This window comes from Nocardia sp. NPDC058176, from assembly GCF_042883805.1.
Taxonomy (GTDB): Bacteria; Actinomycetota; Actinomycetes; order Mycobacteriales; family Mycobacteriaceae; genus Nocardia.
Genome location: NZ_JBHVVA010000007.1, coordinates 283,062 through 298,702, shown reverse-complemented (window position 1 = coordinate 298,702; position 15,641 = coordinate 283,062). Strand labels below are relative to the sequence as shown.

Genomic DNA, 15,641 nt, shown 5'->3' with positions numbered 1-15,641 from the left:
CCATCTCGATTCGGGTACGGGATCGCTAGCATCGGTAACGTTCTGCCTGATCCGGGCGAAGATCACTTCGACATAGGAGGAGTTCCATGAAGAAGACGATTTTCGCGGCCGCACGCCTTGCGGCCGCCGGCGTTTCGGGTCTGGCCTTCGTCGCGATCGTGGGTTCGGGGGCCGCCCAGGCGGCGCCGCAGGACTGCGTTGTCGAGCGGGATCTCTTCGGTGCGTCGGCAGTCTGCCAGCCCGACGGCGGAAGCAACTACGTCCTGCGGGTCGAGTGCTTCGGCCTGTACGCCAGCGGTCCGTTCCCGCTGTACGGCATCGGTCCCTACCACTCGCTCAGCTACCCGTTCACGCCGAACGGGGAGCGCGTCAACGCGGGCTGTACGGGCATGGGCCCCGGCGTCGTCGCGGTGACCACCAATGCCTTCGTCGAGGTCTATCAGGGCTAGGCGATCCCGCTGAGCGGGAGATCCTCGCGTTCGGACTCGCCCGTCCCGTCACCCTCGATAGGGTCGGCGGGACGGGCGAACTGGAGGACGACGTGGGTGTGAAGCAGCGGGCCGCGGTGCAGATGACCGCGACGGAGATCGCGGAGTTCCTCGACCGCAGCCGGGTGCTCACCCTGGCCACCCTCGACGCCGACGGCAAACCGCACCTGACCGCGATGTGGTTCGGCCACGTCGACGGGACGATCTACTTCGAGACCAAGGCGAAGTCGCAGAAAGCCGTCAACCTGCGTCGCAATCCCACCCTGACCTGCATGGCCGAGGCGGGCGACACCTACGACCAACTGCGTGGCGTCTCGATCGAGGGCACCGCCCGGCTGATCGAGGACACCACCGACGAGCAGTACTGGGCCGCGGCGATCTCGGTCTTCGAGCGCTATGTCGGGCCCTACACGCCCGAGTCGAAGCCGCTGGTCGAGGCCATGATGAACAACCGCATCGTCGTGCGGGTCGAACCGAGCCGGACCCGCTCCTGGGATCACCGCAAACTCGGATTGCCCGCCATCCCACTGGGCGGCAGCACCGCGGACGCCCCGCCCTGACGGCGGTGTCGATGGCGTTCAGCTCAGGAAGCGGTTGGTCGGATCAGCTCGGTCAGCGCCGCCGCGGCATCGAGCAGCGCGAGAGAGCGTGCGGTGATCGCGGTATCCCGGGCGGACAACGCCTCGCGTAAATCCTCGGACCGGTCGGCTCGTCGCAATTCCGGCAGTACCGCGCGCAGGCGGGGAATCCGGTATCCGGCTCGCCGCAGCTGATGGACGATCCGCGCGTCGCGCACCTGTGCGGGGGAGTAGTGGCGCGCGCCGGTGGAGGTGCGGTCCGGCACCGCCAAACCTGTTGCGTCCCAATGCCTGAGGGTCGAGGTCGGGATGCCGAGCGCGACAGCGAGTTCAGCGATGCTCATCGCATCGGACCCGCGCACCTCACCGATCGGCTCGGTCGAGATGGCCGCCGCGGCCGCCATGGCGAGTTCCAGGTCGACGCGTTCGGTGTGCAGATCGGCGTGCACCGCGTCCAGCAGCGCCAGTGCCCGCCCGCGCTCACCGGCGTGCACCGCCCGCAGAATCCGCTTGGCCTCGACCGGACCCGCGCCCGCGGCGAGTGCCCGATACGCCAGCGCCGACCGCAGATGGATCTGCCGGTAGACCCGATGACCACCGCCGGTGCGATCCGCCGGCGGCAGCACACCATCGCGCTCGAGGTCGCGCACCTGCTGCACGGAGTACCCGGAGCCCCGCGCGACATCGACGGTGCGGCCGACCAGCGAATGTAGGTTTTCCACACGAAAACCCTAGTCATCGACGGAAAAGTCCACACAAGCACTTCAATGAGACGCTGGAAGTATGACGACAGCGGAAATCATCGAATACGTGTCCGGCCTCGGCGGCGTCCTGAAGGTCAGCCCCGCCGAGGGCAGCGAATGGCCCGCGATCAGCTGGGGCGACACCTTCTTCTACTACGCCCCCGACGGCGTCGTCCCGACCACCGGCCAGCCCTTCGCCACCCTCGTGACCAAGGACTACCCGGACGACCGAACCTCCCGCCTCGACCGCCCCGACACCTTCCGCGTCAACATCGCCGTGGGCAAAGAAGCGTTCACCGAGTGGACCGGCCACGCCCCCGGCCACGGCCCTGCCGACACCGACGCGAGCGTCACCGACACGGTCATCGCCCACCCCGTCTACGGCACCGCGGGCTGGCTCGCCGTGCTCAACCCCGGCCCCCGAACCGCCGCCCCCGTCCGCGATCTGCTGCGCATCGCCCACGACCGCGCCCGCACCCGCTTCGAACGTCGCCCGCGATAGACACACCCTTGGATCAAGATCACCAGGCTCTGGTGCAGGACGCCTCTCGGCCGATGCCCGCACCAGAGCCTGGTGATCATTGGTCCAAGTCAGGTGGTGGGGATGCGGGTGATATCCCATGGCGCGGTGCGGGTGAGGTTGGTAAGACAGTTGGCGTATCGACCGATCGCGTGCCGAAGGAGCCCTGTGCCCGAATCTATCCCCGCCGACCCGACCGTGCTGCACCCGATGCCCGGTCAACCGCGGGTGGTGCTGCTGAAGCCGCTGATCACCTCGCCGCTGATCGAGGTGGGGGAGTACTCCTACTACGACGACCCGGACGATCCGACCGCGTTCGAGACCCGGAATGTGCTGTACCACTACGGCCCCGAGAAACTGATCATCGGGAAGTTCTGCGCCATCGGCACCGGCGTGCGGTTCATCATGAACGGGGCCAATCACCGCATGGACGGCCCGTCGACCTTCCCCTTCCCCACCATGGGCGGCTCCTGGTCGGACCACTTCGACCTGCTCACCGGCCTGCCGAGCCGGGGAGACACGATCGTCGGCAACGACGTCTGGTTCGGCAACGGCGCCACGGTGATGCCCGGCGTGCGAATCGGCCACGGCGCGATCATCAGCACCGGCTCCGTGGTCACCGCCGATGTCCCCGACTACGGCATCGTCGGCGGCAACCCGGCCCGCCTCATCCGCACCCGCTACGACGACGAGGACATCGCCCGGCTGCTGGCGATCGCGTGGTGGGACTGGCCCGCCGAGCACATCACCGAGCACGTGCGAACGATCATGTCGGGCAGCATCGCCGACCTCGAAGCCGCCACCCCGGAATCGACGCACCCGCCGCGTGACAGTTCATAGGCCGTGGCCTCGTCCAACATGGTCCATCGATCCTCTTCGTCGAGAGCCATTGTCGCTCAGTCGAATTGACCGGATGCCGCGCGAATCGCGGCCGTGATGCGGTCCACGTCGATGTGTTCCTCCGCGGGCAGCGGCGCCCCCACTTCGTCGCGCGCCGCCGCCGCGGCCGCGAGCAGGCGGCGGGCTTCGTCGATGTCCCCCGCGAGAGCGGCGGCCCCGGCGAGCCCTTCCTGCGCGAGGGCGATCGCCCGGGGGTCGCCGGTGCGCTGGGCGACCGCCATCCCTTCCTTGTGGAAGGCGCGGGCCTGGTCCGGGTCACCGCGCAGTTCGGCGATGAAGCCGAGTTCGGCCAGGCTCTGGGCGATACCGGGGGCGTAGTCGACGAGGCGGTTCCAGTCCAGGGACGCCCTGGTGTGTTTCTCGGCGTCGTCGAGCCGGCCCTCGCGCCGGGCGCCGAGGCCGAGGCCGACCTCGGCGAAGACCCGCCCACGTTCGTGGCCCTGGCTCACCGAGAGTTCGCGCGCCCGCTCGTGGAGCAGCCGCGCCTGCGTCAGATCCCCGGTCAGCAGGGACAATCGGCCCAGGCCCGCCAGCATGTCGGCGACCTGGGGCCAGAGTCCGAGTTCGTCGGCCCTGGCCAGGCCGTCGTGGTGCAGCCGCGCGACTTCGCTGTAGTCGCCGATGATCTCGGCCCTGCGGGCCAGCAGCTGGGCGGTCCGCAACTGTCCCCACCGGTCGCCGAGGAGCGCGAACAACCGGGCGCTCTCGGTGGCGTCCCGCTCCATGGCCGCCAGGTCACCGCGCAGCAGCGCGTGGTGGGCGGTGCTGCTCAGCGCCGCCGCGCAACCCCAATCATCCTGGGCCGTACGGAATCCGGCCAGTGCCCGATGGGCGAGCTGCTCGCCGACCGACTGATCACCGCCACCGAGCAACGCCTCCGACAGCAGCCATTCGATGAACGCGCGACCGGCCGCATCGTCCACCCGATCGAATCCCGACAGCCCAGCGTCGACCAGTGCCAACCGGTCCGAATCGCTACAGCTGAGCAGCATCAGCGCCGACCGCCACCCGTTGGCGCGAGCCCACAGCGCCTCCTCGCCCGGCATGCTCAGCACCGCCTGGAGCAGGCGGATACCCTCCCCGGTGCGTCCGCGCAGGAACCAGTACCAGGACACCGCGTCGACCAGCCGAAGCGCGCCGCGAGCATCACCCCTGCGCACCGAATCCTCCACCGCGGAACGCAGATTCGCGTACTCGGTGTCGAACACCGCGAGCCACCGCGGCTGATCCGCCCCGCGCAGCTGGTCGCGCGCCCGCTCGGCCAGCTCGGCGTAGTACGTATTGCGCACCTCGCGCACCAGATCGGCCTCACCGGCTTCGCTCAGCCGATCCGAGCAGTACAGCGCGACCGATTCCAGCAGCCGATAGCGCGGCTCGCCGTCGGAATCGGTCATCGCGACGAGCGAACGATCCACCAGCCGGGCGAGCAGGTCGAGGACCCGCCCGTGCGGCAGGTCCGCCACCGCGCAGATCCGCTCGGCGGCGGCCAGCCCGAACCCGTCGGCGTGCACCGAAAGACGTCGCAGCACAGCCTGTTCCGGCTCGGTGAGCTGCTCCCAGCTCCAGTCGATCACCGCGCGCAAGGTCTGCTGTCGACCGGGACCGCCCCGGTGCCCGGCGACCAGCAGCTCGAATCGATCGTCCATCCGCGCGGCCAGTTCCCGCACCCCGAGCGCCCGCACCCGCGCGGCAGCCAGCTCCAGCGCCAGCGGAATCCCGTCGAGCCGACGGCAGATGGTCGCGACCGCCGCCGCGTTCTCCGGGTCGATGGTGAACCCGGGCGCCGCGGCCGCCGCACGGGCGGTGAACAGGCGGACGGCGCTGAACTTCGGCAGCGTCTCCGCGCTGACATCCCCTGGCGAATAAGGCAATTCGAGTGGGGCGACCGGATAGAGGGCTTCACCCGAGACGCCGAGCGGTTCACGGCTCGTGGCCAGAATCCGCAACCCCGGCACCGATCGCAACAGTCGTTCGGTCAGCTCGGCGACCACGGCCACCAGGTGCTCGCAGTTGTCCAGAACCAGCAGCACCCGCTGACCGTCCAGCGCGGTGATCAGCCGATCGACCGGACCGGCGGGGGACCGGATGTCGTCGCGGATGCCCAGAACCGCGTGCACCGTGTCCACGATGGTCGTGAGCGAGTCGTCGGTCGCGTCGATCCCGGCCAGCTCCACGAACCACACACCGTCGTGCTGCTCGGTGATCAGCGTGCGCGCCGCCTCGATCGACAGTCGCGTCTTGCCGACCCCGCCGGGGCCGATGAGGGTGACCAGCCGGTACTCGCCGAGCAGTCCGCGCACCTCGTGCGCCGCCTCCGCCCGCCCGATCAACTCGGTCAGCTGGCCGGGCAGGTTCGTCGTGGCCACGCGGGGCGCGAGCACCGGATCCTGGGCGAGGATGGCCCGGTGCACGGCGACGATCTCCGGGCTCGGATCCACCCCGAGCTCGGACCGCAGCCGCTCCCGCAACTCGGTGAACCCGGCCAGCGCCTCACTCTGCCGCCCGGATCGGTACAGCGCCCGCAGATGCGCCGCCCGCAATCGTTCGCGCAGTGGATGTTCGGCGACCACCGGCGCCAATTCGCCGACCAGCGCGGAGTATTCGCCGAGTTCGAGCAGCGCCTCGGCCCGCGACTCCACCGCGGACAGCCGAAGTTCCTCCAGCCGAGTGGCTTCGACCGCCGCGAACTCCTCGTCGGCGACATCGGTGAACGCCGCACCGCGCCAGAGCCCGAGCGCGGTGGTCAGCGCCTCGGCCCGCGATCCGGCATCGGTTCCGGCGTGCGCGAGCAACTCCTCGAACCGCCCCGCGTCCACCGCGTCGGCCGTGACATCCAGGCTGTAGCCCGCGGCCCGCGAGATCACCAGCGCGCGGGCGGACGGTTCGGCCGCGGCCAGGGCACCGCGCAGCTGCGACACCTTGACCTGCAACGCGGCCGCCGCGTCCTTGGGCGCCCGCCGCGGCCACAGCACGTCGATGAGCCGGTCGCTCGACACCGAACGCCCACGGTGCACGAGCAACACCGCGAGCACCGTGCGCACCTGCCCGGCCGGAATCGTGACCGGCTCGCCCTGATCCGTCCACACCAGCAGTGGGCCGAGCACGCAGAACCTCATATCCGTGACGATACGGACGTGCCCGGACACCGTGTAGGGCGGATGTAGGGGACGCGTAAGCCGGTCCGGCGATCGTCGTGGAACAACGACTTCCGCCCGGAAAGGCAGATCCGATGCAGACAGACTCCCTGCGCGTGGCCATCATCATCGGCAGCACGCGAGCACAGCGCTTCGGCCCGACCGTCGCCGACTGGTTCCACAAGCACGCCGCCGCGCACGGCGGCCTCGACCTCGACCTGATCGACCTCGCGCACGCCGGACTCTCCGATGTCCTCGCCGACGATCCCGACCCCGCGGTCCTCGCCCTGGCACCGCGCCTGGCGCAGGCCGACGCGTACGTGGTGGTCACGCCCGAGTACAACCACGGCTATCCGGCCCCGCTCAAGACCGCCATCGACTCCTACGTCGACGAGTGGAAGGCCAAGCCGGTCGCCATCGTCTCCTACGGCGGCGTCTCCGGTGGCCTGCGCGCCGCCGAACAGTTGCGCCAGGTGTTCGGCGAACTGCACGCCGTCACGATCCGCGACACCGTGAGCTTCCACAACTGCTGGAACAAGTTCGACGACGCCGGTCAGCCCCTCGACCTCGCCGGTGCGGGCGCCGCCGCGACGGCGCTGCTCAACCAGCTCACCTGGTGGGCCCACGCACTGCGCGAGGCCCGCGCCGCCCGCCCCTACTCACTCTGATGAAGGACACGATGATGAGACGCCCGGCGACAACCCTGGCACTACTGGCCTTCTCCAGCCTGATCACCTCGCTGGACTTCACGATCATCTACGTCGCGCTGCCCGATATCGCCCGCGACGTCGGCTTCTCCGGGCACTCCATGCAGTGGGTGGTCAGCGCCTACGCCATCTTCTTCGGCGGCCTGCTGCTGCTGGGTGGCCGATCCGCCGACCTGCTCGGCAGGCGACGGATGTTCGTGCTCGGGATGGTGCTGTTCGGCGCCGCCTCGCTGCTCGGCGGCATCGCCACCACCACGACCGCGCTGATCGCCGCCCGCGCGATCCAGGGCATCGGCGCCGCGCTGCTGTTCCCCGCGACGCTGTCGCTGGTCAACACCATGTTCGAGGAGGGAAGGGAGCGGATCCGCGCGCTCGCGGTGTGGGCGATGGCCGGTGCGGGCGGGCTCAGCCTCGGCGCCCTGCTCGGCGGCGTGCTGACCAGCGCGTTCGGGTGGCAGGCCGTGTTCTTGATCAACATTCCGCTGGTCGTCGTCGGTGCGGTGGCGGCGTTCCCGCTGCTGCGGGCGGACGGGCCGCGCGATCGCGGACGCGGATTCGACGTGCCCGGCGCGGTCACCGGAACCGTGGGCGTCACGCTGCTGGTGTTCACCGTGGCGCAGGGGCCGGAGTCGGGTTGGGGATCGGCGCCGGTCCTCGGCGGTGGCGTGCTGGCGGTGGTGCTGCTGGCCGCGTTCCTGGCCATCGAGGCGCGCAGTTCCAGCCCGCTGATGCCGTTGCGCCTGGCCCGTGCGCTGGGACCGGTGCTCGCCGTGATCTTCGTGTTCGGCGCGAGCATGCAGAACATCGTCTACTTCCTCACCCTGTTCCTGCAGAACGTGTGGCGCTACAGCGCGCTGGTCACCGGGCTGGTGTTCCTGAGCCTTTCGGCGGTCATCGCGGTCGCGAACTTCGTCGCCGAGCGGCTGATCGTGCGGATCGGCATCCGCACCACGCTGATCATCGGCCTGCTGCTCGGGGCGGTGGGCGGTGCGCTGCTGGCCGCGGGGATGGTCGTCGACGGTTCCTACCTGACGATCGTGCTCGGCATCCTGGTCTACGGCGCGGGGATGGGCTCGGTGTACCCGACGATGTACGCCGCCGCCGGAACCGGTGTCGCCGACCAGGAGCAGGGGACCGCCGGTGGGATGGCGAACACCGCGATGCAGGTCGGGGTCGGCGTGGGGCTGGCGGTGCTGGTCGGCGTCGCGCACGCCGGGACGGCCGGGCTCGACGGTGAGGCGTTGCGGCTCGCGTCCGCGGATGGTCTGCGCGTGACGGTGGTCGTCGCTGCCGCGCTCACCCTCCTCGGCCTGCTCGCCGCGGCATCGCTGCGGGGAGATCGAAACACGAACGCGCACAGCGACTCCGGGGCCACGGATGCTGAATCCGCTGCGGTCCCGGCCGCGTCTTGACCTCAACGATGGTTGAGATTCTAACGTCTTTCACGAGTTACGAGAACGGAGAACGATGATGATCGCAGTACTCGGTTTGGGTGAAATGGGCTCCGCACTGGCCGCCGCCATGCTGGCCGCCGGTCACGAGACCACCGTCTGGAACAGGTCGGCGGACAAGGCCGTGCCGCTGGTGGCCAAGGGCGCTCGCCTGGCCGATTCCCCCGAGTCCGCCGTGCGCGACGCCGAGCTGGTGATCGTGAACGTCCAGGACGGCGCGGTCGCGGGGAAACTGCTGGCGGCGGCGGGCACGGCACTGGCGGGCCGCACCGTGGTCAACCTGACCGACGGCCCGTCCGAGCAGGCCTCGGCGGCCGCGGAACTGGTGGCCGACCTCGGTGCCGACTACCTGCACGGCCAGATCATGACCATCGCCCCCGCGATCGGTTCGCCGGACACGGTGATCTTCTACGGCGGCCCCCGCGCGGTCTTCGACAAGTACGAACCGGTGCTCCGGATTCTCGGCGGCCGCGGCACCCACGTCTCCGATGACCCGAGCGTGCCCCTGCTCTACGGCATGGCCATCCACGACATCATGTGGGGCCTGCTCAACGGATTCCTCCACGCCGCAGCTCTTCTCGGCGACGCCGGCCTCCCGCTCACCCGCTTCGCCGACCAGGCGGCACCCTCCCTGTCCGCCCTGCCCACCCTGTTCCCGATGCTCGCCACCGAGATCGACCGCGCCGAATACGCCACCCCCTTCGGCGCCCTCAAACACCACCTACCGTCCATCGACGACGTGATCGCCGAAAGCCATTCCCGCGGAGTCGACACCGAACTCCCCACCTACACCAGAAAACTCGTCGCCGACGCCCTCGCCGCCGGCCACGGCGACGACAGCTACTCCCGCCTGATCGAACACTTCGCCCCCCGATAACCCAGCAAGCGGGCCGCGGCACCCCCGCGGCTCGCTTTCATCGTGCGGTGAGGTCACGCCCCGACATGTCTCGACGGGGCGAAACGCTGCTGCTGCCAGTGCATTCGGTTGCGGACGAGGGTGGCGGCGAGGCCGGAGTCGGGGACCGGGATGCGGATGGGGGTTGCGCCGGGGGCTGTGGGCTGGAGGAGAAGTGTCTCTCGGGATTTGGTCATCATCGGTAGGTCGTTGACCAAGGCGATCGGTTGAGGCACGACCAGCCAGCAGTAGGGGAGTTCGTCGGCGGGTAGAACGACCGGCCATACCGCGCGGATCTCGTCGAATCGGATTTCTCCGAGAACAGTTGGTTCACGGTAAACCTTGGCCCACCGGCGCCCGGCCGGCAGGACCCAGCCATCCCTGCCGTGATTCCGTTTCCAGACGATGGCATCGGCCTCCAGCACCGCCTCACCCAGGTGCCACTTCAGTCGCTCCGACGACAGTGCGAGCGGGTCGTCGGACGCGGCCCTGCCCACCGCGAGGACGTGCCCGACCTTGAAAGTCGCCGACCAGGTGCAGAACCTGGTCGCGAGGATGCCGACAACGCTCAGCCCGGCGACAAGACCGTGCGGAAGCACCGGTAACCGGGCATAGAGCAGGGCAGCGACCTCGAAGGCGATGATCACGAACTGCGCCGCCGCGCCCAGGTTCCCCACCGTCCACCGGTCCGGCGGCCACGGCCCACCCCGTCGTAACAGGACCACGGCCAGGATCGACGGCGCGGCGATCACCAGCACGTGCAGTGGGAGTGCCCAGGCACGGACGGATGGGGCGATGACCAGGGACAACGTCAGGGTGCTCGCGATGACGACGATCGCCGGAATCACGAGATGGGCGAGCCGCAGATGGGTGGTCACCCGCGCCCAGCGCCGCGCCAGCGCCGCCGCGGCAACCGGATCCGCGAGCGCGGGCGGAGTCGAAGACAGCATGGTGGAGACCCCCCGATCGACGCGGCCGCCGACGATGGCCGTGATCATCAGGGTATCCGGGCGGCATTGCCATCCACGGCGCGGTCGGCGGACACTGGAGGAATGGTTGACAGAGAGCAGCGCACACCCTTCTACGGGGTGGTGATGATTCTCGCGGCGCTCGGTGCGTCGATGGCGGTCAGTTTCTACGGGCCGACCTGGCTCCGCGTCACGGTCTACATCCTCACGGCCATGGTCATCGTGGTGGGTGGCGTCATGACGTTCCGGGACTACTCGCACTGACCTGGGGAATGCCCGTCGCCCCGGTCCGCCGGGGCGACGAACACAGGCGTGGGGTCAGCTCGAGCTCGTGACCTGGGTCGCTGCCGTCGACAGTTGAGACCTGCATCACCGCTGTGCTTTAGTATCCCAATAGTTAGACGCTGGTGTCTTACTTTTGGTGTGAACGGAGTGGAGCGTTGGCCTCCTCGAAACGGATCTCCCGCGGCCTGGCCGGACTGGCGGCGGGCATCACGGCAGTGACCCTGTGCGCGACCCTCCCGGCCGCCGCGGCACCGGTCGCGGACCCGGTGGTCGTGCAACCGGCCCCGGCGATTCCGCTGCCGCCGGAACTCGACCCGGACTTCTACCGCCCGCCCGCCGAGGCGGTCACCGGAAAGGCGCCGGGCGAGATCATCGCGGCCCGCCAGGTGAACGTGGCCAACCTCGGCCTGATCCCGATCAATGTCGACGCCTGGCAGCTGTCGTACCGGTCGAACAACAGCCGCGACGAGCCGATCGCCGCGGTCGCGACCGTGCTGAAGCCGCGAGGCTCCGCGCCGGACAAGGTGCTGTCGCTGCAGGCCGCCTCGGACTCGCTGGCCGGGTACTGCGCGCCGTCCTATGTCGTGCAGCAGTGGTCGGTGGCCAGCCTGGCGGGCCAGGTCGTCACCCCCGCGGAGCTGATCGTCGCGCAGGGCGCGGTGGCGCAGGGCTGGGGCGTCGTGATTCCCGATCATCAGGGCCCGAACGAGGCCTTCGCGGCGGGTCCGCTCGCGGGCCGGATCACCCTCGACGGGATCCGCGCGGCGCAGCGGTTCGACCCCATGCGGGTGTCGCCGACGGCACGGATCGCGCTGTTCGGTTACTCCGGCGGTGCGATCGCGACCGGTCACGCGGCGGAACTGAAGCAGAGCTACGCCCCCGAGCTGAACATCGTCGGCGCCGCGGAAGGTGGTGTGCCCGCCGATCTCGGTGCCGTCCTCGCCGTCGGCAACGGCCAGCTGTGGTCGGGCATGATCATGGCCGCGGTCCTCGGTCTGACCAGGGAATACCCGGAATTCGCCGACCTGCTGAACCGGGACCTCGATCCGCTCGGCCAAGGACTCTCGGCGGTGAAGGGCCTGCTCTGCGTGGCACCCAACACCGCGCTGTTCCCGTTCCTGAACATCAAGGGCCTGCTGCGGGTCCCCGGTGACCCGCTGCAACATCCCGTCGTCCTCGATGTCGTCGACCGGACGCGCATGGGCAAATCCGTGCCGGACATGCCCATGTTCATCTGGCAGGCCAATCCCGACGAACTCATCCCGGTCGGCCCCGTCAACACCCTGGTCGACACCTACTGCCAGAGCCCCGATGCCCAGGTCCGGTACACGCGAGAGCATCTCGGTGAGCACATCACCACCCAGCTCTCCGGTGTCGCCACGGCGATGCTGTGGATTCGCGACCGCTTCGACGGCGTGCCCGCCGAACCCGGCTGCCGAACCGACGACGCGGCACTGATGCTGCTGAACCCCGAGGGACTCGGCCTGCTCGCCGCGACCCTCGGTGAGACCACCGCGGGCCTGTTCGGCAAGGCACTCGGCGCGAGCTGACCACCGACCGGCGACGCGCTCGATGGCGCCTCATCCATTTCGGATGAGGCGCCATCGCCCGTTCGTGGCCGATGCTGGTATCGACGCCGCGCTCCGGAAAGGTCGGTTCCCCGATGGCTTCGCTCGCCCTGTCGCTGCTCCCGGTCGCGCTCGGCATCATCATGAGCCCGCTGGCGGTGATCGCCGTGGTGGCCGTGCTGTTCTCGCGGCGGGCCCGCGTCAACAGCGTCGCCTACCTGGTGGGGTGGGTCGCCGGGATCGTCGTTTCGCTCGGCGCCGCCTACGCCGTTCTGGTGGCGCTCGACGTGCACGACCGGCTCGACCCGCCGCTGTGGCTGTCGATCCTGCACCTGACGCTCGCCGCGGTGCTGCTCGTCGGCGCCTGGTACGTCTTCACCAGGGAACGCCAGCGCCTGCGGGCGTTGGCGCGCGCCCGCAATCCCAGCGAGATCATCGATGCCGCACCGCAATTGCCGTCGATTCTGCAATCGATCGAACACTTCAATCCGGCCCGATCGGCGCTGCTCGGTTTCGCGCTGTTCGTGCTGAATCCGATCGATGTCTCGTGCGCCATCGTCGCGGCGTTGACCTTGCGATTGAGCGATACCTCGACCACGGCGCACTTCGTGGCCGCCGTGGTGTTCGTCCTGATCTCCGCGAGTTCGGTGGCCGTTCCGGTCGGGATGCTGCTGGTGCTGCGGGAGCGGGCCGAAGCGCCGTTGCGGGCGATGCGGCGGTTCATCGCGGGCAACGCGAAGCTGCTCAATGTCGGTCTGCTGGTCCTCATCGCCGTCATGCAGATCAACAAGGGTCTCCAGGGCCTGTGAGATCGCCGGCGGCTAACCGTTCAGCCGCGCGGTCAGCTCGGGAAGGCCGGGGCCGCTCAGCTCGGACATCGCGATGGTGCGTCCGCTGACGCCGAGCAGGAGCGACAGTGCGGGCCCGGTGATCTCGGCGCCGTCGCCGAGGACGATGTCGGCATCATCGGCCACCAAACGCAGCCCGGCGACGTGTTCCTTGGCACCGCCCATCGACTTTCCGGTGCGAACCTGGAGCCGCAGCGCGCGGTCGATCGCGTCGATCGGGTAGGTGCCGACGGTGCCGAGCGGGCGGCGGATGTCCTCACCGTGCACCACGGATTCGACGAGCCGGGTGTCCACCGGCGCGGGCGGGCCGGAGGTGCGGTCGGCGACCGCGCGGAACCGGGCGAGCATCTGCGATGCCGTGCCGAGTTCGCGGTCGATGCCGTTGCGGTTGTCCCGGTCGAAATCGAAGCGGGCGGAGATCATTCCGCGCACGAAGCCGAGCTTGGTGGTGACGGCGGTGGAGATCTGATGGGCCACCACATCACGCACCGTCCACCCCGGGCACAGCGACGGGGTCTCCCAGCGCGCGTCGTCGACGCCTTCGAGGTATTCGATGAGCGCGTACCGCTCGGCATGCACCAGTGGCCAGACGTCGGACATGGCATTCCTTTTCGTCGATCAGCGGAAGTAGGGATAATCCTGGACCCAGTGGAACCCGCGGTTACGCAAGGTGAAGCTGTTCGGGTCGACGCGATGCAGGGTGATCGTCACCGGGCGGTCGTTCAGCGTCCCGCGCAGGCGCAGCTCGTCGGGTGTGGGGCGCTCGGTCGACAGTGTCGCGAAAGGTGGCGGGCTCTCGGCGGTCGGGTCCGTCATCGTGGCGAGTTCCAGCCCGCCGTCGGAACGGAACAGGGCACGCGCCGGGACGAGTTCACCGTTCATCCGCTGATAGGTCGCCTCCTCCGGATCGTCGAAAACCAGCCGCTGCCAACGAGTCTCGTCGGTGGTCAGCGGCGGTGTCGACTGCCCGTCGAGGGTGAACTCACCCACCTCCCAGATGCCGTACAGCTCGGACTTGGGGCTGGCGGCACCGTACTGCTCCTGCCAGACCACCCAGCGGTCGTATCCGCTACCCAGCGCGACCCACAGGCCGAGCGCCGCCACCACCCAGGTCGCGATGCGGTTGCGCCGATCGTCGGTGAACAGCGCGGGTGGCGTCAGCGGCGCGCACGCGCGTTGCCGCACGAAGACATCGGCCAGCCGAGGCAGATACGGCGCGAGCAGGAACAGGCTGATCAGCAGCAGGTGCCCGGCGAGCAACTTCTCCGGAATGTCGAAGGTCATGTTCAGCAGGAGGATCTGCGCCGTGCTCACCAGACTCACCGCGGCCCCGAGCCCCGCGGTCCGCGACACGAACAGCAGCAGCCCGGCCACGACCTCCACCGCGCCGAGCGTCATCTCGTACGGATAGGAACTGCCGACCTGCAACCACAGCACCGAGGCCGGACTCAGATCGCCGTACGGCTGCAACAGCTGCGCCAGTCCGGGGGCAGGCATCTGGGTGGGGATCAGCTTGGCGAACCCGAACTCCACCATCTGCCCACCGAGGCACAGCCTCAGGAACAGCGTGAACCAGGCCAGCAGCCGGGGGGAGGAGGTGCGACGGTCGAGCACCGTCCACACCGCGGTGGCCACCACCGCGACGATCAGCAGACAGAACACCAGCACCCACACGGCAGCCTGGTCGCCCGCACCGGAATCATGGCGCTGCACTGCGTCGACCCCGAAGATCGCCCGACCCACCGGACCGGTGATGGGGTCGGTGATCGCCATGTTCCACGGTCCCCAGTACTGGCGGACCCACCGGCCGAGGAGCCCGAGCAGCGCGAACGGGATGTAGGTGAGGAGCAGGCAGAACAGGCCGAAGTAGACGACGCAGAACCGGAGTGCGAGCTGGGTCAGCGGAAAGCCGGCCCGACCTGTCCGGATGGCGGCGGTGATCACTGCGGCATGCGCGGGTCGTGGGAGGCATCGGCGTACAGCGCCGGGCAGCCGTACTCGTCGGCGCCGGGCCGGAGTTCGAAGTGCCAGGGTTCGTTGCGGTAGATCTGGCACAGCCCGTACTCGGCGCCGTGTGCCGACAGCCAGGTCGCGGCCTCGGTCGGCCCGATGTCGACCGCCTCGCCCGTCACGTGCGCGGAGGTCTGGGGCGAGGCCACCCACCGGGCCGCTTCTCTCTCCGAACCGTATTTCGCGACCGCTTCGCGCAGCAGCTGTTCCTGGTACTCCGCGGACCGCCGGCCACTGGTGACGACGAGTTCGACCCCGTCGTCCGCGGCGGCGGTGGCGGCCTGGCGCAGGGCATCGAGGAGATCGGGGTCGAGATTGCCGAGCGACGGATTCTCCTCGTCGAAGACCGTCGCACCGGGCGGACCGTGCTGGTCGATGTTGTCGAGCAACCGCAGGACCGCGGACAGGGACGGCAGCGACTGATAGGCGAATACGCCGATCCACACCGCGCCGACGAGGGCGAGAGCGGCGACAACGGTCGATCGGAGACGGCGCGTCGCCGGTACGTGAGGGTTCATGCCTTTCAGTCAAGGCAGCATGGTGTTG

At 69.3% G+C, this 15,641-nt stretch carries 16 protein-coding genes; 10 read left to right on the top strand and 6 right to left on the bottom strand.

Annotation, left to right across the window (positions count from 1 at the left end):
• The first annotated feature begins 86 nt into the window (after positions 1-86).
• Positions 87-449 carry a hypothetical protein gene (locus tag ACFVVM_RS29365; protein WP_387624908.1) on the top strand — a complete coding sequence of 121 codons (363 nt, stop codon included), beginning with the start codon at positions 87-89 and terminating at the stop codon, positions 447-449.
• 92 nt (positions 450-541) lie between these two features.
• Positions 542-1,048: a pyridoxamine 5'-phosphate oxidase family protein gene (locus tag ACFVVM_RS29360; protein ID WP_387624905.1), complete on the top strand. Its 507-nt coding sequence runs from the start codon at positions 542-544 to the stop codon at positions 1,046-1,048.
• Positions 1,049-1,071: 23 nt separating this feature from the next.
• Here ACFVVM_RS29360 and ACFVVM_RS29355 read toward each other — a convergent pair whose 3' ends face one another.
• A complete protein-coding gene (locus tag ACFVVM_RS29355) occupies positions 1,072-1,788 on the bottom strand; it encodes a MerR family transcriptional regulator (protein WP_387624902.1) in 717 nt (238 codons plus the stop codon).
• Between the two features lie 61 nt (positions 1,789-1,849).
• Between ACFVVM_RS29355 and ACFVVM_RS29350 the strand changes: the two genes are divergently transcribed.
• Both ACFVVM_RS29350 and ACFVVM_RS29345 read left to right on the top strand, forming a co-directional pair.
• A complete protein-coding gene (locus tag ACFVVM_RS29350) occupies positions 1,850-2,311 on the top strand; it encodes a DUF6194 family protein (protein WP_387624899.1) in 462 nt (153 codons plus the stop codon).
• A gap of 228 nt (positions 2,312-2,539) precedes the next feature.
• Entirely contained in the window at positions 2,540-3,169 is a 630-nt protein-coding gene (locus tag ACFVVM_RS29345; RefSeq protein WP_387625061.1) for a CatB-related O-acetyltransferase, read from the top strand.
• A 56-nt stretch (positions 3,170-3,225) separates the two neighbouring features.
• Here the strand turns inward: ACFVVM_RS29345 and ACFVVM_RS29340 are convergent, their stop codons facing one another.
• Positions 3,226-6,345 (bottom strand): BTAD domain-containing putative transcriptional regulator, encoded by a 3,120-nt coding sequence (locus ACFVVM_RS29340; RefSeq protein WP_387624897.1) that lies wholly within the window; start codon positions 6,343-6,345, stop codon positions 3,226-3,228.
• A 113-nt stretch (positions 6,346-6,458) separates the two neighbouring features.
• Between ACFVVM_RS29340 and ACFVVM_RS29335 the strand changes: the two genes are divergently transcribed.
• The 3 genes from ACFVVM_RS29335 to ACFVVM_RS29325 are packed head-to-tail and all read left to right on the top strand — an operon-like array spanning position 6,459 to position 9,398.
• Complete coding sequence (locus ACFVVM_RS29335; RefSeq protein WP_387624894.1) at positions 6,459-7,031, top strand: NADPH-dependent FMN reductase; 573 nt, start codon at positions 6,459-6,461, stop codon at positions 7,029-7,031.
• Positions 7,032-7,045: 14 nt separating this feature from the next.
• Positions 7,046-8,482 carry an MFS transporter gene (locus ACFVVM_RS29330; protein ID WP_387624892.1) on the top strand — a complete coding sequence of 479 codons (1,437 nt, stop codon included), beginning with the start codon at positions 7,046-7,048 and terminating at the stop codon, positions 8,480-8,482.
• Positions 8,483-8,540: 58 nt separating this feature from the next.
• Positions 8,541-9,398 carry an NAD(P)-dependent oxidoreductase gene (locus tag ACFVVM_RS29325; protein ID WP_387624889.1) on the top strand — a complete coding sequence of 286 codons (858 nt, stop codon included), beginning with the start codon at positions 8,541-8,543 and terminating at the stop codon, positions 9,396-9,398.
• 53 nt (positions 9,399-9,451) lie between these two features.
• Here the strand turns inward: ACFVVM_RS29325 and ACFVVM_RS29320 are convergent, their stop codons facing one another.
• Positions 9,452-10,414: a hypothetical protein gene (locus ACFVVM_RS29320; RefSeq protein ID WP_387624886.1), complete on the bottom strand. Its 963-nt coding sequence runs from the start codon at positions 10,412-10,414 to the stop codon at positions 9,452-9,454.
• Positions 10,415-10,468: 54 nt separating this feature from the next.
• Between ACFVVM_RS29320 and ACFVVM_RS29315 the strand changes: the two genes are divergently transcribed.
• From ACFVVM_RS29315 to ACFVVM_RS29305, 3 genes are all read left to right on the top strand, one after another.
• Positions 10,469-10,648 carry a hypothetical protein gene (locus ACFVVM_RS29315; RefSeq protein ID WP_302875599.1) on the top strand — a complete coding sequence of 60 codons (180 nt, stop codon included), beginning with the start codon at positions 10,469-10,471 and terminating at the stop codon, positions 10,646-10,648.
• A 176-nt stretch (positions 10,649-10,824) separates the two neighbouring features.
• Positions 10,825-12,219, top strand: coding sequence for a lipase family protein (locus ACFVVM_RS29310; RefSeq protein WP_387624882.1), 1,395 nt, complete (start codon positions 10,825-10,827; stop codon positions 12,217-12,219).
• Between the two features lie 113 nt (positions 12,220-12,332).
• Entirely contained in the window at positions 12,333-13,046 is a 714-nt protein-coding gene (locus tag ACFVVM_RS29305) for a GAP family protein (RefSeq protein ID WP_387624879.1), read from the top strand.
• 12 nt (positions 13,047-13,058) lie between these two features.
• Here the strand turns inward: ACFVVM_RS29305 and ACFVVM_RS29300 are convergent, their stop codons facing one another.
• Genes ACFVVM_RS29300 through ACFVVM_RS29290 form a run of 3 tightly spaced genes read right to left on the bottom strand, consistent with a single transcriptional unit; the run spans position 13,059 to position 15,613 of the window.
• Positions 13,059-13,685, bottom strand: coding sequence for a maleylpyruvate isomerase family mycothiol-dependent enzyme (locus ACFVVM_RS29300; RefSeq protein ID WP_387624876.1), 627 nt, complete (start codon positions 13,683-13,685; stop codon positions 13,059-13,061).
• A gap of 18 nt (positions 13,686-13,703) precedes the next feature.
• Entirely contained in the window at positions 13,704-15,026 is a 1,323-nt protein-coding gene (locus tag ACFVVM_RS29295; protein ID WP_387625059.1) for a DoxX family protein, read from the bottom strand.
• Positions 15,026-15,613 carry a M15 family metallopeptidase gene (locus ACFVVM_RS29290; RefSeq protein WP_387624873.1) on the bottom strand — a complete coding sequence of 196 codons (588 nt, stop codon included), beginning with the start codon at positions 15,611-15,613 and terminating at the stop codon, positions 15,026-15,028. Before ACFVVM_RS29290 ends, ACFVVM_RS29295 begins: the two co-directional genes overlap by 1 nt.
• Positions 15,614-15,641 lie beyond the last annotated feature (28 nt).

Excerpts from the sequence above, each read along its gene's own strand:
- ACFVVM_RS29330 (WP_387624892.1), top strand. The coding sequence starts at position 7,046 with ATGAGACGCCCGGCGACAACCCTGGCACTACTGGCCTTCTCCAGCCTG.
- ACFVVM_RS29350 (WP_387624899.1), top strand. The coding sequence starts at position 1,850 with ATGACGACAGCGGAAATCATCGAATACGTGTCCGGCCTCGGCGGCGTC.
- ACFVVM_RS29365 (WP_387624908.1), top strand. The coding sequence starts at position 87 with ATGAAGAAGACGATTTTCGCGGCCGCACGCCTTGCGGCCGCCGGCGTT.
- ACFVVM_RS29315 (WP_302875599.1), top strand. The coding sequence starts at position 10,469 with ATGGTTGACAGAGAGCAGCGCACACCCTTCTACGGGGTGGTGATGATT.
- ACFVVM_RS29305 (WP_387624879.1), top strand. The coding sequence starts at position 12,333 with ATGGCTTCGCTCGCCCTGTCGCTGCTCCCGGTCGCGCTCGGCATCATC.
- ACFVVM_RS29335 (WP_387624894.1), top strand. The coding sequence starts at position 6,459 with ATGCAGACAGACTCCCTGCGCGTGGCCATCATCATCGGCAGCACGCGA.
- ACFVVM_RS29300 (WP_387624876.1), bottom strand. The coding sequence starts at position 13,685 with ATGTCCGACGTCTGGCCACTGGTGCATGCCGAGCGGTACGCGCTCATC.
- ACFVVM_RS29345 (WP_387625061.1), top strand. The coding sequence starts at position 2,540 with ATGCCCGGTCAACCGCGGGTGGTGCTGCTGAAGCCGCTGATCACCTCG.
- ACFVVM_RS29340 (WP_387624897.1), bottom strand. The coding sequence starts at position 6,345 with ATGAGGTTCTGCGTGCTCGGCCCACTGCTGGTGTGGACGGATCAGGGC.
- ACFVVM_RS29320 (WP_387624886.1), bottom strand. The coding sequence starts at position 10,414 with ATGATCACGGCCATCGTCGGCGGCCGCGTCGATCGGGGGGTCTCCACC.
- ACFVVM_RS29325 (WP_387624889.1), top strand. The coding sequence starts at position 8,541 with ATGATCGCAGTACTCGGTTTGGGTGAAATGGGCTCCGCACTGGCCGCC.
- ACFVVM_RS29290 (WP_387624873.1), bottom strand. The coding sequence starts at position 15,613 with ATGAACCCTCACGTACCGGCGACGCGCCGTCTCCGATCGACCGTTGTC.